Origin of the sequence: Paracoccus marinaquae (assembly GCF_018860165.1) — a bacterium.
In the GTDB taxonomy this organism is placed as follows: Bacteria; Pseudomonadota; Alphaproteobacteria; order Rhodobacterales; family Rhodobacteraceae; genus Paracoccus; species Paracoccus marinaquae.
This window is the reverse complement of sequence record NZ_JAHKNG010000003.1, coordinates 19,637-41,182: the sequence shown is the minus strand read 5'-3', so window position 1 is coordinate 41,182 and position 21,546 is coordinate 19,637. Positions and strand designations below refer to the sequence as shown.

General features: G+C 67.4%; 15 protein-coding genes. 10 read left to right on the top strand and 5 right to left on the bottom strand.

What is annotated here, in order from left to right; all coding sequences use genetic code 11:
* Genes KNW02_RS02855 through KNW02_RS02835 form a run of 5 tightly spaced genes read left to right on the top strand, consistent with a single transcriptional unit; the run spans position 1 to position 5,878 of the window.
* Positions 1-1,791, top strand: a complete 1,791-nt coding sequence (locus KNW02_RS02855) for a histidine kinase dimerization/phosphoacceptor domain -containing protein (protein ID WP_216031754.1) — start codon at positions 1-3, stop codon at positions 1,789-1,791.
* 42 nt (positions 1,792-1,833) lie between these two features.
* Positions 1,834-2,514 (top strand): paraquat-inducible protein A, encoded by a 681-nt coding sequence (locus KNW02_RS02850; protein WP_216031753.1) that lies wholly within the window; start codon positions 1,834-1,836, stop codon positions 2,512-2,514.
* Entirely contained in the window at positions 2,511-3,167 is a 657-nt protein-coding gene (locus KNW02_RS02845) for a paraquat-inducible protein A (RefSeq protein WP_216031752.1), read from the top strand. Before KNW02_RS02850 ends, KNW02_RS02845 begins: the two co-directional genes overlap by 4 nt.
* Positions 3,168-3,189: 22 nt before the next feature.
* Positions 3,190-5,238: a PqiB family protein gene (locus KNW02_RS02840; protein ID WP_216031751.1), complete on the top strand. Its 2,049-nt coding sequence runs from the start codon at positions 3,190-3,192 to the stop codon at positions 5,236-5,238.
* 1 nt (position 5,239) lies between these two features.
* The gene (locus KNW02_RS02835) at positions 5,240-5,878 is read left to right on the top strand and encodes a PqiC family protein (protein WP_252733399.1); all 639 of its coding nucleotides are present in this window, start codon (positions 5,240-5,242) and stop codon (positions 5,876-5,878) included.
* A gap of 48 nt (positions 5,879-5,926) precedes the next feature.
* Here the strand turns inward: KNW02_RS02835 and KNW02_RS02830 are convergent, their stop codons facing one another.
* Complete coding sequence (locus KNW02_RS02830; RefSeq protein WP_216031750.1) at positions 5,927-7,210, bottom strand: S8 family serine peptidase; 1,284 nt, start codon at positions 7,208-7,210, stop codon at positions 5,927-5,929.
* A 92-nt stretch (positions 7,211-7,302) separates the two neighbouring features.
* On the opposite strand from KNW02_RS02830, the gene KNW02_RS02825 reads away from it, so the two are divergent.
* From KNW02_RS02825 to KNW02_RS02815, 3 genes are all read left to right on the top strand, one after another.
* Complete coding sequence (locus KNW02_RS02825) at positions 7,303-7,794, top strand: RNA polymerase sigma factor (RefSeq protein WP_216031749.1); 492 nt, start codon at positions 7,303-7,305, stop codon at positions 7,792-7,794.
* Positions 7,795-7,841: 47 nt separating this feature from the next.
* Positions 7,842-8,516 (top strand): anti-sigma factor family protein, encoded by a 675-nt coding sequence (locus KNW02_RS02820; RefSeq protein WP_216031748.1) that lies wholly within the window; start codon positions 7,842-7,844, stop codon positions 8,514-8,516.
* A gap of 407 nt (positions 8,517-8,923) precedes the next feature.
* Positions 8,924-9,661 carry a calcium-binding protein gene (locus tag KNW02_RS02815; protein ID WP_216031747.1) on the top strand — a complete coding sequence of 246 codons (738 nt, stop codon included), beginning with the start codon at positions 8,924-8,926 and terminating at the stop codon, positions 9,659-9,661.
* A gap of 61 nt (positions 9,662-9,722) precedes the next feature.
* Here the strand turns inward: KNW02_RS02815 and KNW02_RS02810 are convergent, their stop codons facing one another.
* From KNW02_RS02810 to tpa, 3 genes are all read right to left on the bottom strand, one after another.
* A complete protein-coding gene (locus KNW02_RS02810; protein ID WP_216031746.1) occupies positions 9,723-11,183 on the bottom strand; it encodes a multicopper oxidase family protein in 1,461 nt (486 codons plus the stop codon).
* Positions 11,184-11,241: 58 nt separating this feature from the next.
* Complete coding sequence (locus tag KNW02_RS02805; protein ID WP_216031745.1) at positions 11,242-11,646, bottom strand: hypothetical protein; 405 nt, start codon at positions 11,644-11,646, stop codon at positions 11,242-11,244.
* A 223-nt stretch (positions 11,647-11,869) separates the two neighbouring features.
* Complete coding sequence (gene tpa, locus KNW02_RS02800; protein WP_216031744.1) at positions 11,870-13,249, bottom strand: hypotaurine--pyruvate aminotransferase Tpa; 1,380 nt, start codon at positions 13,247-13,249, stop codon at positions 11,870-11,872.
* 272 nt (positions 13,250-13,521) lie between these two features.
* On the opposite strand from tpa, the gene KNW02_RS02795 reads away from it, so the two are divergent.
* Complete coding sequence (locus tag KNW02_RS02795) at positions 13,522-15,381, top strand: autotransporter assembly complex protein TamA (protein ID WP_216031743.1); 1,860 nt, start codon at positions 13,522-13,524, stop codon at positions 15,379-15,381.
* Positions 15,381-19,859 carry a translocation/assembly module TamB domain-containing protein gene (locus KNW02_RS02790; protein WP_216031742.1) on the top strand — a complete coding sequence of 1,493 codons (4,479 nt, stop codon included), beginning with the start codon at positions 15,381-15,383 and terminating at the stop codon, positions 19,857-19,859. Before KNW02_RS02795 ends, KNW02_RS02790 begins: the two co-directional genes overlap by 1 nt.
* A gap of 40 nt (positions 19,860-19,899) precedes the next feature.
* On the opposite strand, the gene KNW02_RS02785 is transcribed toward KNW02_RS02790, so the two are convergent.
* Positions 19,900-21,474, bottom strand: coding sequence for a PAS domain-containing protein (locus KNW02_RS02785; RefSeq protein ID WP_348524673.1), 1,575 nt, complete (start codon positions 21,472-21,474; stop codon positions 19,900-19,902).
* Positions 21,475-21,546 lie beyond the last annotated feature (72 nt).

Here is a 21,546-nt window from a genome sequence, read left to right as displayed (position 1 = left end):
GTGCTTCGGCGGCTGCGCGACAGGCTGGATTTCACCCGGCGCCTGGGCTTTCGCCTGGGTGCGTTGCTGTCGGTCGCGATCCTGCCGATCGGGCTGATCTCGCTGGTTCAGAACCTGCATCTGTCGCGCGAGGCCGAGCGCAGCGCCGAGATCGCCCTGCTGGGCCGCACCGCCTCGGCTGCCGCCGGCGAACGCGCCCTGCTGCTGAGCGCGCTGGGATCCGCCGACGCGCTGGGGCCGACGGTGCTGGAAACGCTCGACCGGCCCAGGGTCTGCGCCGATCTGATGCGCAATTTCATCGAACGCAGCGCCACCTATACCCATGCCGGCTTCGTGCCCATGGATGGTCTCAGCCAGTGCTCGTCCGGTGCGGATGAGGGCCGGGGCACCGACATGCGGCATACGCCCGCCTATCGGGACTTCATCGCCAATCCGGCGATGCTGTTTACTCGGCTGGATCGCGGCGTGGTCGGCACGAGGCCGGTCGTTCAGGTCATGCTGCCGCTTTACCGCGACCGCGAATTGCTGGGCTATGTCGCCGTCTCGCTGACCCGCGAGTTGCTGCGCTCGACCCATGCCGTCCAGTTCGGCACCGAAGGCGCCCGCATCGTCACCTTCAACAATCGCGGCGAGATCCTGACCACGGACAGCACCGACGAGGATGCCGCCCCGGATATCCTGCCGGCCGGAACCACGCTGCTCAGCCTGCTGTCGCGCAACGAGACCACCTTCCGGGCGCGTGCGAACAGCGGCGAGATGCGGGTCTTTACCGTCGTCCCGGTGGTGCCGGGGCTGGTCTATGCGCTGGGCAGCTGGAGCCCGCAGATCGCCGGCGTCAACCTGCTGCAACTGTCGCGGTTCGGGGCGGTGCTGTTTCCCGCAGCACTTTGGCTGGTATCGCTGGCCGTGGCCTATTTCGCGGTGTTCCGGCTGGTCCTGCGCCATATCACGGTTCTGCGTGGGCAGATGCGCCGTTTCGCCATCGGCAACCGCAGCGAGCCGCCGCCGGTGCTGACCGATGCGCCGACCGAGATCCTCGATGTCAGCCAGACCTTCCACAACATGGCCCGGATCCTGATCCGCGACGAGGAGGCGATGGAAGCGGCGGTGAACGAAAAGACGGTGCTGCTGAAGGAGGTCCATCACCGGGTGAAGAACAATCTTCAGCTGATCGCCTCGATCATCAACATGCAGGTGCGGATGATCGACGATCCCGATGCCAGGCGGGTGCTGCGCTCGGTCCAGGACCGGGTCGCGGCGCTGGCGACGATCTATCGCAATCTCTATCAGGCCGAGCATCTGGACGCGGTCGAGGCCGACCGGCTGATCGGCGATATCATCAACCAGATGGTGAACGCCTCGGTCGGTCCGAGCAGCGATCTTCGGGTCGAGACGCAGATCGAGCCGATGATCCTGCTGCCCGATCAGGCGGTGCCGCTGTCACTGCTGGCGACCGAAGCCTTTACCAATGCGCTGAAATATGCGGGCGCCCCATCCGGCAGCCGGCCCTGGGTGCGCGTCTCGCTGACCTCGCCCGCGCCCGGTCAGGGTGCGCTCGAGATCGCCAATTCTGTCGGAGACACGGCCCCCCATCACGAGGGCACGGGCCTTGGCGGTCAGTTGACCGAGGCCTTCTCGACCCAGCTGGAGGGCCGGGCCGACAGCGGGATCGAGGACGGCGCCTTCGTTCTGCGGCTGCGGTTCCGCATCCAGCCCGCCAGCCTGATGGCCGATGCTGCGGCGCGCAATGTCGTGCTGACCTCGGCCGCGCGCGGTGGTGCCAGCGACTGAGATGGTGCTTGCGCCGCCGCCCCTGCGGCTTATCTTGACGCCATGCAGCATCAGCCAATCCATGACATTGAGACCGGCAAGGGCCTGATCGCCTGCCCTCGTTGTGATGCGTTGCATGTCGAGGAGGATCTGAAGGGCGGCGAAACCGCAAGCTGCGTCCGCTGCGGCTCGGTTCTGGCCAAGCCGCGCGGCGGTGCCTTCACCCAGCTGATCGCGCTCAGCTTCACCTCGGTCGTGCTGCTGATGGGCGCGGTCTTCTTTCCGTTCCTCGAAATCTCGCGGCTGAGCTTTGGCAACCAGACCTCGCTGTTCGGCGTCGCGCTGGCCTTCGCCGAGGGCATGCTGCTGCCGCTGGTGGTGGCGGTGCTGCTGGTGATCGTCGGCCTGCCGGTGCTGCGGGCCTTTCTGCTGGTCTATACGCTGGTCCCGCTGGTCAAGGGCCGCCCGCCCCATCGCCATGCCCCGGCGGCCTTTCGCTGGTACGAAATCCTGGGACCGTGGTCGATGGCCGAGATTTTCCTGATCGGCACATCGGTCGCGCTGGTCAAGATCGTGGGCATGGTGACGGTGCATCTGGGGCCGGCCTTCTGGGCCTTCGGGGCGCTGATCCTGGTCAACCTCGCCTCGCGCAGCTTCATGTGCCACACGACGATCTGGGATGCGATGGAGGATGCCGGCCTGCCGACGGATACGCACCGCATGATCGGGGCGCCCGAGGCATGAGCGAGCATTCCCATGGCGGCCCCGTCCTGACCGCGCATCGTGCCGGCCTGATGGGCTGTCGTCGCTGCGGCCGCGTCTGGCCGAAGGGGCAAAGGCAATGCGCCCGCTGCGGCTCGCGGCTGGTGCAGCCCGACCGCAGCGGATTGCAGGCGGTCTGGGCGTGGTGGCTTGCCGGCCTGATCGCCTATATTCCCGCGAACCTCATGCCGATGATGCGGACCCAGGCCTTCGGCGGGCTGAAGGGCAGCAGCGAATCGACGATTGTCGGTGGTGTGCTGGAACTGATCCATTACGGCAGCTACGACATCGCCGCCGTGGTGTTCTTCGCCTCGGTGGTCGTTCCCGTCGCCAAGTTCATCTCGATCGCCTGGCTGGCCATCGTCGCCGGCAGGCCCGCCACCGTCGAGCAGGCGCATACGCGGCTGAAGATCTACGAGGTGGTCGAATTCATCGGTCGCTGGTCGATGATCGACGTGTTCGTGGTGGCGATCCTGTCGGCACTGGTGCAACTGGGCTTCGTCGTCTCGATCCATCCCGGCCCGGCGGCGGCGGCTTTCGCGATCTCGGTTGCCTTCACCATGCTTTCTGCGCAAAGTTTCGATCCGAGGCTGATCTGGCGTGGCTTGCCGCTGCGAAGCCGGACCGAGGACTGACGAGCAGGGTAACAGACGAACAATGACCGAGACGCCGCCGCCGCTGAAACCGGCAAGCCCCGCGCGCAAGACGGCCGCCCGCGCCGCTCTGGCCGGGATAAGCCTGATCTGGCTGGTTCCCATCGTTGCCCTGGTGGTGACGCTGGCGATCGCGTGGAACACCTATTCCGGGCGCGGCAAGCTGATCGAGATCGAATTCGCCGACGCGACCGGGATCACCCCGGGCGAGACCAAGCTGCGCTTTCGCGACATCACCGTCGGACAGGCGGAATCGGCGCGCTTCACCTCGGATCTGTCGAGGGTCGTGGTCGAGGTCCGCGTCGATCAGAGCGTGGCCCAGTATATCGACGATCAGGCCGCCTTCTGGATCGTGCGGCCGCAGGTCTCGGCGCAGGGTGTGACCCGGCTGGACACGGTACTGACCGGCTCGTTCATCGAGGGCTTCTGGGACGACCAGATCGGCGCGCCGCAGACCGAATTCGTCGGCCTCGACCGTCCACCGCTGGTCAGCGAGGATACCAAGGGAACCCGGTTCCAGCTGTCCTTCGAGAAGGGCGGTGGGTTGCAGGAAGGCGCCCCGGTGCTGTTCCGGGGCATCCAGGTCGGCCGGATGGAGAATCTGCGGCTGTCCGAAAGCGGCGATTCCGTGGTTGCCGATGCCTTTGTCGAGGCGCCGCATGACCAGCGCCTGACCAGCGCCACGGTCTTCTGGGACATTTCGGGCTTTTCGCTGTCCTTGGGCGCGCGCGGCGTTTCGTTCAACGTGAACTCGCTGGCCTCGCTGCTGCAGGGCGGGGTGGCGTTCGACACGCTGGTCAGCGGCGGCAGGCCGATCGAGCGCGGGCAGGTCTTTGCCGTCCAGCCGAACGAGGATACCGCCCGCAACAGCCTGTTCACCAGCGATCAGGCCGGACAGTTGCGCCTGACCATGCTGGTCGCCGACAGCGTGCGTGGTCTGGAAAAGGGCGCCGATGTCCAGTTTCAGGGCCTCAGCGTCGGCAAGGTGACCGATCTGGCCGTCTGGCTTGACGAGGACAACGAAAGCTCGGAGATCCTGCAGGAGGTGACGATCGCGCTGTCGCCGACCCGGCTGGGCCTTGCGTCCGATGCCACGCCCGAACAGGCATTGGCATTTCTGGTCGAGGCGGTGAACAGCGGATTGCGCGCGCGCGTTGCCAGCGCGGGCTTTCTTGGCAGTTCGCTGATCGTCGAGCTGGTCAGCATCGACGATGCCCCCGAGGCGCAGATCGACCTAGCCGCCACCCCCTATCCGATCATTCCGGCGATCGATGGCGATCTTTCGGATGTCAGCCAGACCGCCGAGAGCTTTCTTGACCGGATCGGCAACCTGCCCATCGAAGAGGCGCTGCAATCCGCCACCGACATGATGAACAGCATCACCGCGCTGACCAGTTCGCAGGAAACCCGGGCCATCCCCGAAAGCCTGCGCGGCACCATCGACGAGGCACGGACCGCCATGGCCGACCTGAGCCAGTTGATGCAGAAATTCCGCGAGGCGGATGCGGCCGGCAACGCCGGGACGGCGCTGGCATCGGCCAGCGAACTGGCCGGCAAGCTGAACGAGGTCGCGGACCGGCTGCCGGGCATCTTCGAGGCGCTGGAGACCACCTCGGCCTCGGTCGAGCAGGTCGATTTTGCCGCCATCGGCACGCAGGCCGAGGGGATTCTGGCCGATCTGCGCGCCATGCTGGGCAGCGAGGATGCCGAACAACTGCCGCGCAACCTGTCCGAGACGCTGAAGGCGGCCTCGGGCCTGTTGAACGATCTGCGCGACGGCAATGCCGCGGGCAGTCTGAACCGGGCGCTGGATTCGGCCAGCGTCGCCGCCGACGAGATCGCCAGATCCGTGCAGCAACTGCCCGATCTGCTCCAGCGGCTGCAGGCGACTGCGACCCGCGCCGATGCGGTCCTTGCCGCCTATGGCTCGCGCTCGGCCTTCAATGACGAAGCCATCAATGTGCTGCGCGAGATGCGCCGGGCGACCGCCTCCTTCGGCTCGCTGGCGCGGATGATCGAACGTAACCCGCGCGCCTTCATTCTGGGACGGTAAGATGATGACGATCCGTGTTCCTGCCGCAGTGATCCTTGGCGCACTGACGCTGGCGGCCTGCTCGAACCCCGAAAAGACCGGGCGGTTCCTGATCGACCCGCCGGCGGTCGCGGCGCGGGTGCCGGACCGGCTGGGAACCGTGGAACTGCGGGACGTGTCGCTGCCGGAATATGCCGCGGATCAGGAGGTGATGTGGCAAACGGCGGACGGGGCAGTGCGGTCGACCCCAGACAATCTCTGGGCCGATGGTCCGCAGCGGGCCTTCACGCTGGCCCTCGCCCGGGCGATCTCCGAGGTTTCGGGCGCGACGGTGATCGGTGAGCCCTGGCCCCTGGCCGAGCCGCCGCAGCGGGTGCTGGAAGTGCGGGTCGAAAAGGCGCTGGCCCAGGCCGACGGGACCTATCGGCTGACCGGGCGCTATTTCGTCGCGGACGAAGGCAGCGGCGGCGCCAACCACGCCCGCAGCTTCGACATTTCGGTGCCGCTGGCCAGCGACCAGCCCTCGGCCATCGCCGCGGCGCTGTCACAGGCGATCGCGCAGCTGGCGCAGCAGATCGCCACCCTGTCCGGGCCTGGCCGGGCCATCACGACCCGGCGTTCCGCGGTCAGCGACCCTTTCGCGCTGGATCCGATGTTCTGACGCCGTGACGCGCCCGTTCATCTGACCCGGCGCCAGAAGGTCCGGTGGTCAGTTGCCCCGCGGGACTCCGCAGGGATTGGCCGGACGGACCAGACCATGACCGAAGACCTCGTCCGGTCCCGCCTTGCCCAGATCGCGGGCCGAGCGGTGCAGGCGGTCGCGCAGTTCCGACGGGCTCAGATCGGGCTCGGCCTGCAGCAGCAGTGCCGCGGCCGCGGTCACGAAGGGCGCGGCGAAGGAGGTGCCGGTCTTGGTCCGGCCGCCGCTGATCGAGGCCGCCGTCCAGACCTCGACCCCGGGTGCCGCAAGATCGATATGGGTGCCCCGCCCGGCGCGGCGATAGACGCGCGATTGCCGGTCGACCGCGGTGACCGCGATGACCTGCGGATAGGCTGCCGGAAACGCGGGCTTCGCGGCCGGGCCGCCATTGCCCGCCGCCGCGACCATGACGATGCCGCGGCCGTTCAGGCGGCGGATCTGTTGCGCCAGCGCCTGATTATGCGGCCCGGCCAGCGACAGGTTGATGATGTCGACGCCCTGCCCGGCAAGATAGTCCAGCGCCTCGATCAGGGCGAAGGCATCGGCCCTTTCGTCGCCACCGCGCTTGTAGAACGCATCCACCGCGATCAGTTCGGCCTCGGGCATCAGGCCCGGCGTGCGGCTGTCCGCCTTGCCGACCAGCAGCGCGGCAACCGCCGTGCCATGCAGCAGATCCGAGCTTGCCACCCCCTTGTCCGGCGCGATGCGGTGAACCTTGACCCGGGCATCCTTCAGCACCGCGTGGTCCGCGTTCAGCCCGGTATCGACCATGCCGAGACGCGGTGCCGCGCCGCAGCCCGAGGTATTGCCGGGCCAGGCGATCATCTGCCGTGCCGGACAGAACCCGCCCGTACAGGCCTCAGCATTTCCGGGGCGATAGTAATGGTTGAAATCCGCGCCGCCGGGGGCACCAAGGCCGCGCACAAGATCGCGTGCCGCCGGCAATGTCATGTCGCGCGGCTTGCGTATCCGCAGGATCGCGCCGCCCGTGGTCAGCGCGCGCTGGCCGAGGATCTGGAACCCCTCGGCCAGAAGGAAGGCGCGATCCTCGGGCGACAGGCCGCGTGCGATGATCTCGTCCGGGGCGCGCTGCGGCAGGGGTGCGGCTTGTCGCCGGGGCGGGGCGCGCCGATCATCATCATCATCATCATCATCATCATCATCATCGTCGTCGCCGTCGTCATGATCGTCGGCCCATGCCGCCGATCCGGTCCCGATCCGCGCATCCGGGCGGAAATCTGCCGACAGGACCGCCAGCATGACGGCCAGAAACAGAAGAATGCGGTGTGGCATGGTGACCTCGGCTCCGGGGGTTTCTGGACATTCTACGTCAGACAACCTCTATTATTCCGCGCCGAGGTCAATTCTGCAGGTTCGGAGGTGTCATGGATGCGGCGTTCAGCGAGGCGCTTATCGCGCTGCTGCCGAATCTGCGCCGGTTCGCCCTGTCGCTGACGCGGCGGCCGGATCAGGCCGACGATCTGGTGCAGATCACGGTCGAGCGTGCCATCGCCGGGGCCGGCAGCTATGACCCGGACCAGCGGTTCGAGCCATGGCTGTTCCGCATCATGCGCAATGCCTTCATCGACCAGACCCGCCGCCGCAAGACGGCCGGAACGCAGGTCGATATTCACGAGATGCCCGAAGCCCTGCCCACCGATCCCGGGCCGGGGCTCGAGGCCCGGCTGATGCTGGATTCGGTCAGGGTCGCGATGGCGGAACTGCCCGAGGGCCAGCGCGAGATCCTGCACCTCGTCTGCGTCGAGGAGATGAGCTATGCCGAAACCGCCCGGGTGCTGGAGATCCCGGTCGGAACGGTCATGAGCCGCCTGTCGCGGGCAAGGCTCGCGCTTTCAGAAAAATTGGGAATAGAATGACAGACGGCGCGTAGTCCGGAGATGAACAGGGCAGCGGGGATGGGCCCATGCAGATCGATGACGAAACCCTGATGGCACTTGCCGATGGCGAACTTGACCCGGCGCGGGCGGACGAGTTGCGCCGGCTGGTCGCGCGGGATCCCGCGCTGCAGGCCCGGCTCCATCGTTTCGAGGAAACCCGCCGCCTGCTTGCCGGGCTGCGCCTGGCACCCGAGGGCGAGGATCCGCTGGCCGCGATGATCCGCGGGGCGGTCACGCCCGAGGCGCCCGCCCTGCCCCCGCCGGCCAATCTCAACCGGCCGCCCTGGGTCGCGCTTGCGGCCTCGCTTGCGGTGGCGGTCCTGGGCCTTGGCTGGTGGCAATGGTCGGGCCGTGCCCCGGACGGGTTTGCGCCGGCGGAACTGGCCGCACTGGACGGCCTGCCCTCGGGTGAGGTCCGACGGCTCGAGTCGGGGGAAGAACTGGCGATGATCGCCTCGTTCCGCGACGGGGATGGCGCGCTCTGCCGCGAATACGAGACATCGGGCGGTGACCTGGTGCGGGTTGTCCTTGCCTGCCGCGATGACGGCGCGTGGCAGCAGCGCTTTGCCGCCGTGACCAAGGCGGATGGCGGCGAATACCGGCCGGCATCGGGGGAAGGGTCCATTGACGAGGCGCTGGCGGCGATCGGCGCCCAGGGGCCCCTGTCCCTTGAGGAAGAGGAAGCCGTGCTTCGGAAATAGCCCCGCGCGGGCGAAGATACTGTCCTTCACGTCCAAACCCTTGCGCAGCACGACCAGCCGGTCGGGCTGCGCTTTGCCATTGGCTGCCCGCCGCAGGAACCGGCAAGAAAATTTGGTCGTCGTCGAATTTTTTCAGGACCGGGCGGAATAGATGCGCGCCGTCATGCGTAAGCCATGCAGACGACGCAAGAAGGAACACTGAAACGACGCTGACCGCCCCGATCATGCAGCGGGGCCCCGGACAGGCACTCGGCTTCCGAGGCATGTCGGTCGGCTTGCATCTGGCGGGAAGACCTGTGTCTGGCCCGCACCGGATTCCGCTTCGGCCTTACCGGCAGCCGGAGCGTGGCGGACGGCATCGCCGTCACGGGACCATGCCGGCGAAACAGACCTGACGGAGAAAGACAATGGCCAATATCTATGGCAACGACGACGACAACCGCCTGAACGGCACCCAGTTCATCGACAAGATCTGGGGCCGCTCGGGCGACGATATCATCCGCAGCTATGGCGGCAACGACACCGTGGACGGCGGCGAGGGCAACGACCGCATCTATGCCGGTCCGGGCAACAACCTCGTCTTCGGCGGCTCGGGCAACGACTTCATCGAAACCCTGGGCGGCCATGACCGGATCCGCGCCGGCGAGGGCAACGATGTCGTCCGGGCGGGGCATGGCAATAACGACATCATCCTGGGCTCGGGCAACGACCACTCGATCAGCGGCGCAGGCCGCGACCGGATCGACGCCGGGGATGGCAACGATGTCGTGTATGCGGGGGGCGCCAACGACGTGATCCTGGGCGGCGAGGGCGACGACCGCATGTTCGGTCAGGCCGGCCACGACCGGCTGGTCGGCGGCGAGGGCAACGACACCCTGAACGGCGGCGCGGGTGCCGACACGATGACCGGCGGCGAGGGCGCGGATGTGTTCGTCTTCAATGGCGGCGTCGATCGGATCACCGATTTCGACCAGGATGACGATGTGATCAACTTGTCGCACTATGCGCGTTTCGATAGCTGGGCGGATGTCCGTGGCGCCGCCCGCCAGTCGGGCAGCGATGTGGTCATCCATGCCGGCAACGACCGGCTGGTGATCGAGGACACGCGACTGGGCCAGCTGGATGCCGACGATTTCAACTGGTAACGAACGGCCGTGACACCAAACGGGGCCCCGCCTGCTGCGGGGCCCCGATACTGTTGTCCCTCTATGCGGTCACGTCAAGTTCGGTCATCATGCCGGTTTCGAGATGCCCCATATGGTGGCAATGCAGCATCCAGGGTGCGACCTCGCCCGCGTCGAAGGCGATGGTGACCATGCTCATCGACGGCACATGAACGGTGTCGCGCAGGGCGCCGGCGATCCGCTCCATTCCCAGACCCACCACCTGGAACACATGTCCGTGCAGATGCATCGGATGCGCCATCATCGACATGTTGTGGAGGGTCATTTCGACCCGCTCGCCACTGCGGACTTGGATCGGCAGCTGATCCCCCCAGACCCGGCCATCGATCGTCCAGACATAGGGCGACATCGACCCGCCAAGCATCACCTGATGCAGCCGGTCCGCCCTGCGTTCGGGCAGCGGAGTTGCTGCCCGCAGCGCCGCCTCCTGCGACAGATCGGCCGAGAAGGCCGGATGCTCGGTTTCGGACATACCCGGGATGCGCGGCACCGATGCGCCCGGTGGGGCCAGGATGATGCCGGTCCGCTCGCGCGCACCCTCGCGCAGCGCCAGCACCGGCAGCGCGCTGCCGTCTGCCGGCATGTCGATCTCGATATCCAGCCGCTGGCCCGGGGCAAAGCCGAAGCGGGTGCCGGCAAGGGGCTGGCACGGGTCGCCGTCCACGGCCACAAGCCGCCCGCGCTGGCCGCCCAGATCGATCAGGTAGGCGGTCATGGCCGAGCCGTTGATGGCGCGCAGCAGCACACGGCCATTGCGCTCGACCGTCACGACCTCAGGATCGTCGAGGGTGCGGTCATTGGCCAGATAGGCGTCGAAATCGAAATCGTTCAGATCCATCGCCATGGCGCCCATGCCGCCCATAGGCTGCATGCCGCCTGCCCCGGCCATGGCGCCGTGGTCCATTCCGGCCATGGCATCGCCGCCGCCGCTCATGGCGGCATGCTCCTCGCCGCCGATCGTTTCTGTCAGCACCTCCTCGGGCGTCTTGAACGAGAAATCGTGCAGGAACAGAACCACTTCCTGCCGGTCGGCGGCAAGATCGGCCTCGCTGCGCACGATCAGCGGTGCGGCCAGAAGCCCGACCTCCTGCACCGGGATGTGGCTGTGCATCCAGAACGTGCCCGGCCGGGTGGCGAAATCATAGCTTCGGGTTTCGCCCGGGGTCAGCATCGGGTTGGTGTTGGGCACCCCGTCCTGTGAATTGGGCGGGATCTGGCCGTGCCAGTGGATGATGGTGTCGCGGTCCAGCGCATTGGTCAGATCGACCTGCATGCGCTGCCCCGGATCAAGCGTCAGCCCGTTGCCGCCCCGGGCATTGACCAGCCCCATGATCGTGGCGGCGCGGCCCTGCACCTCGATCGTGCGGGTCGTGGCGCTGAGCGTGAGGGCCGGGGACTGGGCGCGGACGCGGGCGGGAAGCATCAGCGAGGCGGATGCGGCGGCAGAGGCGGCCAGAAAGCCGCGGCGAGAGAAAGTCATCATCTGTTCACTCCGGAAGGTCAGGTCTGAGGACGGTGTCCCGCGTCAGGCGGGACGGGGCTCAGACCTGGGCCCGCGGAGGGCGACGCGCCGGCAATCCGGCGCGCGAGGGCGGATCAAGCAGATTGCCCGGGCGCGGCAGCCGCGCCGGGCGCAGACCCGTGCCCGCGACGATGGCGGGCGTCTGCACGACCGGCGGATCGATGCAATGCATCTTGCATAAGGTGAGGTCGAGCCTGTCCGGAGCCGCCAGACCGGACTTGGCGGGCATCATGTCCGAGGGGCCGGCATGCCCGGCCATTGCCATCGCCATCACCGTCTGCATGGCGGGGTCGTCGTCGCCGCGGTGTCCGGTCATCTGCGGCCAGAGCGAGGCGAGCAGTGCCAGAACCAGAACGACTGGCAGGGCCGCCCTGAGGATCAGCGCACTGCCGCCGGGGCGCGGATGCCGGGGCCGCGGGGTCACACGGCCACCCTTCCGGCGCGGCCGGCGCCGATGACAGCAGGTGTGATCCGGGGTCGGCGGAAATGCAATGCGGGGACCGTTTGTTCGATTCGCGGCGGATGATACCGATCTGTGGTCCGGGGTGGCCAGCGGCAACCGTGCCCGGTTCACATTCTCTTGCAGCGTCGGGCGGCGGCACCGAGGGCCGCGCCCGGCAATCGCCGGTGCGACCACCCTGCCCTTGTCAGCCCATCACGCGCCCCAACGCGGCGTCGATGGCGCCGATGATCCGGTCGATATCCTCGGCCGTGGCGATCAGCGCCGGCGACAGATACAGCGTGTTGTTCTGTCCCGGCATCGAGCGGTTGGTGGCGCCGATGATGACGCCCTGCGCCAGACAGTCCGCGACGATCGCCTGCACCCGCTTTTCGTCCAGCGGCTCCTTGCTGGTGCGATCCGCGACCAGTTCCGCCCCGCAGAACAGCCCCTTGCCGCGCACATCGCCAATCACCGCGTGCTTCTCCATCAGGCCGCGGAGGCCCGCCATGCAACGCTCGCCCATCAGCCGGGTGTTTTCCAGCAGGCCCTCGTCCTCGATGATGCGCATGTTCTCCAGCGCGGCGACCGGGCCGGCGGTGCAGCCGCCGAAGGTCGAGATATCGCGGAAATAGCTCATGCCGTCCTCGGGCGCGTCCTTGAACATCTCGAAGACGCGCTCGGTGGTGACGGTGCAGGAAATCGCCGCATAGCCCGAGGCCACGCCCTTGGCCATGGTGACGAAATCCGGCTCGATCCCGTATTGCTGATAGCCGAACCAGGTGCCGGTGCGCCCCAGACCGCAGACCACCTCGTCGATATGCAAGAGGATGTTATATTTTCGGCAGATCTCCTGCACGCGCGGCCAATACCCCTCGGGGGGCGTGATGACGCCGCCGCCGGCGGTCACCGGCTCCAGCACGATGGCGCCCACCGTGTCGGGGCCTTCGCGCAGGATCACCTCTTCGATGGCATCGGCGGCGCGCTGGCCATAATTCTCGACATCCCATTGCTTGCGGTATTCAAGGCAATGCGGCACGCGGACGAAACCGTCGGGATAGGGGCCGTATTGCATCGCCCGCTGATCCTGGCCCGAGGATGCCAGCGTGCCAAGGGTGGTGCCGTGATAATCGCGGTCACGATAGAGGATCTTCCACTTGCGGCCGCCGTGATGGCGCGCGGCGATCTGGCGGACCATCTTGTAGGCCTTCTCGTTCGCCTCGGACCCGGAATTCGAGTAATAGACCCGGCTCATCCCCGGCATCTTCTCGATCAGCCGCTGCGCGAAGACCGCGCCCGGAACGGTGCCGGCCGCGCCGGCATAGTAGTTCAGCCGCACCAGCTGGTCGCGCACGGCATCGGCGATGCTTTCGCGCCCGTAGCCGACATTCACCGTCCAGACCCCGCCCGAGACGGCGTCAAGGTATTCCTTGCCGGTGGCGTCCCACAGCCGCATGCCCTTGCCCTCGACGAAGACCCGCGGATCCACGGTCTCGTATTGCTTGTGCTGGCTCAGATGGTGCCAGACATGCTCACGGTCGGCGGCGACCACCCTTGAGATATCGTTCTGCGTCAGATCAAGCGTCATGCTGGCCTCCTTCGGTCGTCGCGGGTTTGCTGTGCCCGTCGGGCGGGCGGGTTTGCATCGATCTTAGGCCGCCCGAAATCCCGGGCAAGGGCCGAATGCGAAACCCGCGCTTCGCGCGCGAAAATGGGCATATCCGGGCGTGTTCAGCGCGGGAAAGGGTCACTCAGGCGCAACAGAACCGTGTCATGGAAGGGGTCAGACGGCTGAATTGCTGGATTCAACGGCGGGTCCTGCTCATACTGCCGGCAATCAAGAATGACAGGGCAGGAAGGATGAACAGATATCTGCGGGCGGGATTGCTTCTGTCCACGGCCCTTGGCTTTGCTGGCATGGCGCTGGGGCAGTCTTCATCGCCCTTCTCGGGCTGGTTTGGCAGTCGCGAGACCGAAGGCCCGGTTGCGCTGGACCTGCGCGTCACCGGCGATGAGGACGATCTTGAGCGCATGGTCCGCAATACCTCGCAGGTCGTGGCGGCGCTGGCCGAAGGGCGGGTGACCGGACAGGACATCCTTGCCGCAGCCCGCGCAGATTATGCGCGCATCCTTGGCGCGCTTTACGATCAGGGACATTATTCGGCGCTGATCTACATCACGCTGGACGGGGTCGAGGCGGCCGAGATCGCCCCCCTTGATGCACCGGCGACGGTTGCCAGGGTTGTGATCGCGGTCGATCCGGGGCCGACGTTCCAGTTTTCGCGCGCGGCCATCGGTCCGCTGGCGCCCGACAGCGAGATGCCGCGCGAATACGCGGTCGGAGAGACCGCCGGCACCGGGACCATCAAGGCCGCGGCCGTCGCGGCCGTCGAAGGCTGGCGCGATGCCAGCCATGCCAAGGCCGATGTCAGCGGGCAGGAAATCGTCGCCGATCACAATCAGAACAGCGTCGACAGCCAGATCGTGCTTGCCCCCGGCCCGGCGGTGACCTTCGGCAAGCTGAACATGACGGGTTACGAGCGGATGAAGCCGCGCCGGCTGCACAAGATCGCGGGCCTGCCCGAGGGCGAGCCTTTCGATCCCGAAGAGATCGAGGATGTGCGCAAGCGCCTGCGCCGCAGCGGCGTGTTCTCGGCCATCACGCTGGAAGAGGCCGACCAGCTTGGGCCGGACAACAGCATGGATGTCAACCTGACCGTGGTCGAGCAGAAGCAGCGCAGCATCGGCGGCGGCTTCGAGCTGTCGAACAATGACGGCCTGACCATCTCGGCCTACTGGATGCATCGCAACCTCTTGGGCGGCGGCGAAAGGCTGCGGATCGAGGGCGAGGCCACCGATATCGGCTCGGACACCAGCGACCGCGACGAGGAACTGACCTTCCGCCTTGATCGCCCGGCGACGATCACCGCGGATACCACCGCCTATCTCGAGGCCAAGCTGGGCAGGCTGCGCGAGGAGGATTACGATTCCGACAGCGCCAGCCTTGCCCTCGGCTTCAATCACATCGTCGGGGACGAGCTGACCGTCGATATCGCGATGCAGTATCAGGTCTCGCGCGTCAACGATCAGGACGAGTACACGGATTTCCGCGTTCTGGCCTTCCCGGCCGAGGTCACCTGGGACAAGCGCGACGAGCCGACGGATGCCAAGCGGGGCTTCTATCTGCAAGGGGAAGCCATGCCCTACAAGGGCTTCAACGGCACCGATTCCGGCACAAGGCTGCTGGGCGAGGGGCGCGCCTATTATTCCCTGGGCGAGGAGGACAGGTTCACCCTGGCGGGCCGGGCGCGTCTGGGAACCATCCTCGGCGCCGAAATCCAGAACACTCCGCGCGAATACCTGTTCTATTCGGGTGGCGGCGGCAGCGTGCGCGGCCAAGCCTATCAGTCGCTTGGCGTCAATGCGATCATGGGGCGCGACGGTCCCATCGAGACCGGCGGCATGAGTCTGGTGAATGCCAGCGCCGAATTGCGTTACCAGCTGCGCGAGAAGATCGGCGTGGTGGCATTCGCGGATTACGGCAGGGTCTGGGCCGGCGACGCCTGGTCGGGCAGCGATGGCTGGCAGGCAGGCGCAGGGGCAGGGGTCAGGTACAAGACCCCGATCGGGCCGCTGCGCTTCGACATTGCGGCGCCGGTGGGTGGCGGTGCCACCGATGACGGTATTCAGGTCTATCTGGGACTGGGGCAGGCATTCTGATGCGCAAGACATGGCTGATCCTCGCCGCGATCCTGTTTCCGCTCATCGTTCTGGCGCAAAGCGCGGCCGAACTGTCCGAGGAGGTCGAGGATGATCGCGGCTTTCTGACCCGGCTCTTGGAGCGCAACCTTTCCGGCGATGGCCGTCAGGTCAGCATTCAGGGCTTCGACGGCGCGCTGTCCTCGCGCGCGACCTTCCGCCAGATCACCATAGCCGATGCCGACGGCACCTGGCTGACGCTGGAGGATGGCGCCATCCAGTGGCATCGCGCGGCGCTGCTGCGCGGGCGCGTCGATATCGATGAACTGTCGGCGGCGCGCGTCCTTCTTCCCCGTCTGTCGGGCGGCGGCGAAGACGCACCAAAGGCGGAAGCCACCGAATTCGCGCTGCCGGATCTGCCGGTCTCGCTGGAGATCGAGAAGATCGATGTGCAGCGGGTCGAGATCGGCGAGCCGGTGATCGGCATGGCCGCCGCGATCTCGATGCAGGGCAGCATGAGCCTTGCCGATGGCGAGGGTGCGGCGCAGCTGACCATCGACCGTCTCGACGGACCCCGCGGAGAGTTTGTTCTGGACGCGGGCTATTCAAATGAAACCAAGGCGTTGCGGATCAACCTCGGCCTTGACGAGGCCGCCGATGGCCTGCTGGTCAATATGGTCGATCTCTATGGCCGGCCTTCGGTCAACGCCCAGATCAGCGGCGAGGGCGTGATCACCGAGTTCACCGCCGATATCCGGCTGGCGACCGACGGCCAGCCCCGCGTGACCGGTCAGGTCGGCGCCAATGGGGCGCCGGGGCCGGACGGCTCGGCGGGGACGGCCTTCCGGGTCGATCTTGGCGGCGATGTCGCGGCGCTGCTGCCGCCCGAGAACCGCGCCTTTTTCGGCACGGAAACCCGGCTGGCGGCCAATGGCTGGCGCGGCGAGGACGGACGGCTGGACATTCCCGAACTGGACCTTGACACCGAGGCGCTGTCGGTGACCGGGGCGCTGGCGCTGAACGCGCAGAACGCCCCGGAAAGCGCCGAGTTGCGGATCGCACTGGGCCGCGATGCCGGCGCGACACAGCTTCCGGTCACCTTGCCCTTCGGCGCGGGCAGCACCACCGTCGAGGCCGGCCTGCTGGATCTGCAATATGATGCGGCGCAGGGGCAGGGCTGGACGCTGACCGGGCGCATCGGCCAACTGGATCAGGGCGATCTGCTGATCGGTGCGCTGACGCTGGACGGCGCGGGCGAGGTGGTGCTGAATGGCAGCGCGCTGTCCACGGTGACCGGCGGGATCGATTTCGGCGGCCGGCAACTGGCTTTCGACGATCCGGGCGTGGCGCAGGCCGTGGGCGAGGAGGTCACGGGCCGGGCGCAGTTCCAGTTCTCGCCCGGTCAGGCCGTCGAGATCTCGGACCTGACGGTGAACGGCGCCGATTACGGCCTGTCGGGCTATTTCCTTGTCACCGGCCTGTCGGGCGGTTTCCTCGTCTCGGCCGATATCGACGCGCAATATCAGGATCTGGCCCGCGTCTCGACTTTGGCGGGGCGTCCGGTCTCGGGTCGCGCGGACGCGGCGATGACCGGCTATTACCGTGTCCTCAATCGCAGCTTCGATCTTGATGCGCAGATACGCGGCACCGATATCTCGCTGGATCAGGACCAGCTTGACCGGATGCTGAGCGGCGAGTCCCGCATCGCGCTGCGGGCGCGGCGCGACGAAACCGGCATCGAGCTGGAAGAACTGACGGTGAATGCGCAGGGCCTGACGGCTGAGGCGCAGGGCTATCTGAACAGCCTGTCCAGCGATGTGACCGCGCAGATCTCGATGCCGTCGCTGCAGGCGGCGGACCCGGATTTCTCGGGCGGGCTTGAGGCCGAGGCCAAGCTGAGCGGCGCCACGGGTCAGCGCCGCCTGTCGGTCAGCGGCGAGGCCAGCGATCTGCGGATCGGCATCGAGGCGCTGGACGGCGCCTTGCAGGGGCGCACCAGTCTGGCGCTGGTCGCGGGCGAGGCGGAGGGCGGCTATCAGGTCGAGACCTTCCAGTTGTCGAACCCGCAATTGCGGGCCGAGGCCGAGGGCAGCTTCGCCCCGGGGGCGCTGGACGCGGTGGCGGATTTCGAGATCACCGACCTGAGCGCGCTGAAGGCGGGCTGGTCGGGCGATCTCGCGGCCCGGGCCAGACTCAGCGAGGAGGACGGCACCCGCTTCATCGATCTGGACGGCACCGGCCAGGATCTGAGCCTGGGCCAGCAGAATGTCGATGGCGCCCTGACCGGCAGCACCACGCTGAAGGTTCTGGCCGAGGAAAAGGGCGGCGTGGTGACGCTGCGCGATGTCCGGCTGGTGAATGAACAGATCAGCGCGACGGCCGCCGGTGTCTATGGCGAGGGCGTCACCGATGTGACGGCACAGATCGATGCGCGGTCGCTGGCATCGCTGGGCGCTGGCTGGCGCGGATCCCTGGATATCGACGGCAGCTTCCGCGAGGCCGGTGACGGCGTGCGCCGCCTGGATCTGACGGGAACCGGGCATGACCTTGCCTTCGGGCAGGCCCAGGTCGATGGCGCGCTGGCCGGCGAAACCCGGCTGGCCGTGTCGGGGACCGAACGCGAGGGCGTGTTCCAGATCGAACAGGCGCAGGTCGAGAATGCGCGCCTGAACGCGGCGGCCACCGGCAGGGTCGGCGGCGGGCAGACCGATCTCAGCGCCCGTCTGAACGCGGGCGACCTGCGCTTTCTGGGCAATGGCATCAGCGGTTCGCTGACCAGCGATGCCCGGGTGACCGAGGAAGGCAGCCGTCGCCGGATCACCGCGACCGGCAGCGCCAGCGGCCTGTCGCTGGGACAGCCCCGCGTCGATCCGCTGTTGCGGGGCCAGACCAGCTTTGACATTGCCGCGACGCAATCGCCTGACGGAATATCCCTGCAACGTCTTGATCTGCGCAACCCGCAGCTTCAGGTCGATGCCAGCGGCGACAGCGCGGCGGGGTTGAACGTGGATGCCCGGCTTGTCGATCTGGCCCTGATCCAGCCGCAGCTGCCGGGCCCGGTAGAGGTCCGCGGCACCATCCGTGAAAGCGGGTCCAGCATCATCGTCGATCTGGGTGCGACCGCGCCGGGCACGACCGATGTCCGGATTTCCGGCTCGGCGGCACGGGATTTTTCCACGACCGACCTGTCGATCACCGGCACCAGCAATGCCTCGCTGGCCAATGGGTTCATCCGCACCCGCAATATCGAGGGGCCGCTGCGTCTGGATCTGCGCCTCTCCGGGGCTCCGTCGCTGCAGGCGCTTGGCGGTAGCCTGGTCCTCGAGGGCGGGGAACTGGCCGAGCCCGGGCTGGGGTTGCGACTGGAACAGATGAACGTGACGGCCGGGTTCCAGAACGGCCGGATCGCGATCGACGGCGCCGCCAATGTCGGGGCGGGCGGGCGCATCCTGATCGTCGGGCCGGTCGATCTGGGCGCCGGCAGTGCCGATCTGGACGTGCAACTGGACGGTGTCGTGGCGCGCGACCCGAACCTTTATCAGACGGTCATCAATGCCGATGTGCGTTTCTCGGGCAGCTTTGCGGATGGTCCGCTGATCGCCGGCCGCGTCGATCTGGGTGAGACCGAACTTCGCATCCCCTCGACCGGGCTGGGCGGTGCCAAGGCGATTCCCGACATCAAGCATGTCGGGGATACCCGCCCGGTGCGCGCGACCCGCGCCAAGGCGGGGCTTGAGGAATATCTCAGCGCCGCCTCGCGCGATGCCGGCATGGCCGGGCCGGCGGCAACCCCGCCCGCCAATCCGCCACGGCTGGATCTGGTCATCAACGCCCCAAACCAGGTGTTCATCCGCGGCCGCGGCGTCGATGCCGAGATGGGCGGCAGCCTGCAGGTTCGCGGCACGACCCGGGATGCCGTCCCGATCGGCCATCTGCAGCTGATCCGGGGCCGGGTCGATCTGCTGGGCAAGCGGTTCGAACTGTCCGAGGGTCTGGTCGAACTGCAGGGCAGCATGATCCCGGTGATCCGCCTCGTGGCGGCGACCTCGCAGGATGGCATCACCACGCGGATCATCGTCGATGGCGAGGCGCGCGATCCCGATATCAGCTTTGAATCCTCGCCGGAACTGCCCGAGGAAGAGGTTCTGTCGCAGCTTCTGTTCGGACGCGGCCTCGACAATATCAGCCCGCTTCAGGCGGCGCAGCTGGCCAATGCCCTGGCCGTTCTGGCCGGTCGTGGCGGCGAAGGCATCGTGAGCCGGCTGCGAAATCAGGTCGGGCTGGACGATCTGGACCTGCAGACGGACGATGAGGGAAATGTCGAGGTGCGGGCCGGGAAATACCTGACCGACAACATCTATACCGACATTTCGGTCGGCGACAGCGGCAAGACCGAACTGAACCTGAACCTCGATATCTCGGAAACGCTGCGGGCGCGGGGATCGGTCGACAGCGAAGGGGAAAGCACGCTGGGGATCTATTTCGAGCGCGACTACTGAGCCTGCCCACAGGCAGGCGCGGCCCTGTCGGCGGTGTCGGTCATTTCGCGCCGACGGCGCCGGCGAGGTCGATGCGGTCGGCGTCGGCGGGTTCCGCATCCTTCGTCAACTGGCCCAGTTCCGACGCCCGGAACCGCAGCATCTGCCGACCACCGGCAAGGCCGGTCACGCTCCAGCCCAGAAGCTGGCCTGACGGACCCGCCATGACGCCGTTGTCGCCCCGGCCCTCGTGTTTTTCGGTCAGCCTCGCGCGCAGCGCCGCAAGGCCCGGGCCGGCCTCGACGCGATCCTCCCAGGCTGCCAGGGCGTCGGCAAGCGTCTCGCCCTCGTCGCCCCACAACTGGCCGTAGGAGCGGTTTCGGACCAGCAGCTTGCCGTTCGGGGCAAAGACGACAAGCGCGTCCTCGATCCCGTCGAGGACATGCGAGCCCAGCAGCAGGTCGGCCCGGAACTTGCGGGTCAACGAAATCTCCGAGGTGATGTCCTCGAAGAGGAAGGCCACCGCGCCGTCGGGATGGGGCCGGCCGGTGACGCGGTAGGTCTGGCCGCCGGGCAGGGACCAGGTCTCGACGTGATGTCCGGTCGCGGCGGCGCTTTCCAGATTGTTCATCTGCTGGCGCCAGCTGCGGAAGTCCTTCGGCTCGGGCACCATCCGCAATTCGCGCAGCTTGTCCAGCAGGTCGAACAGCGTCGGCCGCGCGGTCAGAAAGCCCGTTGGCAGGCCGGTCAGGTCGATCAGAGCCGGGTTGAACAGTTGCAGGTTGCGCTGCCGGTCGAAGATCGCCAGCCCGATCGGCAGGTCGGCGAATGTCTTGGTCAGTGTCTGCACGAATTCGCGCAGGCTGCGTTCGGCGCGCACGGCGGCATCGGCAGGGACGGCGAACATCATCTCCTGGTCGCCCATGCCGTGGCTGTGGCAGTCGTACCACGAGATGACGCCCTGGCTGTCCAGCCGCGCCCGCCGGGTCGTCGTGCCCGCGCCGGGCACGGGCTTGGGCGAATCCAGCAGCCGGGGCAGGGGCCAGCCCAGCGGGCCGTCCGACAGCGCCTCGGCGCGGCGCAGATAGGCGGCGTTGGCCCAGGTCACGCGGTCCTCGGCATCCTGCCGCCAGACCAGCATCGGGGTCTGGTCCAGCGCCCGGCGCAGCAGGTCCAGTTCATCCTCCATCGCCTGTTGCGACATCGAATCGACGACAAGCCCGGCCTGTTCGGCCTCGGGATCGGTGATGGTGAGGCGCAGGATGCCGCCGCCCAGATCCTCGGCCAGCAGGCGCAGCGTGGCGCTGCCGGTTCCCTGATTGCCCAGCAGTTCGATCCGGCCCAGCCGGGATATCTGATCCAGCCGGGCCGGCGCGTCATGGAAGCGCGGTCCGATCCACTGCAGCAGCCGGTCCCATTCGTCCGTGGGCGCCGGGATCCGTCCCAGCAGCGTTCGTGCGGGCTGGGTGGCGTCGACAAGCCTGCGATCCCGAAACAGGAACACCATCGGCTGCAGCCGCGGCTCCAGCAGGTCGCCGCGCCCCGGGCGCGCGGAACCCGTCGGCCGGCGATCAAGCAGGCGCAGCACCGCCACGGCCAGCAGCACCGATACCGTTCCGGCCAGAACGGACAACACAGCGACTTCCACACCCTCGAACGCCACAGGTTTCTGCCTCCAGAATTTTGCCCGATCCTAGGGCGGAAGACC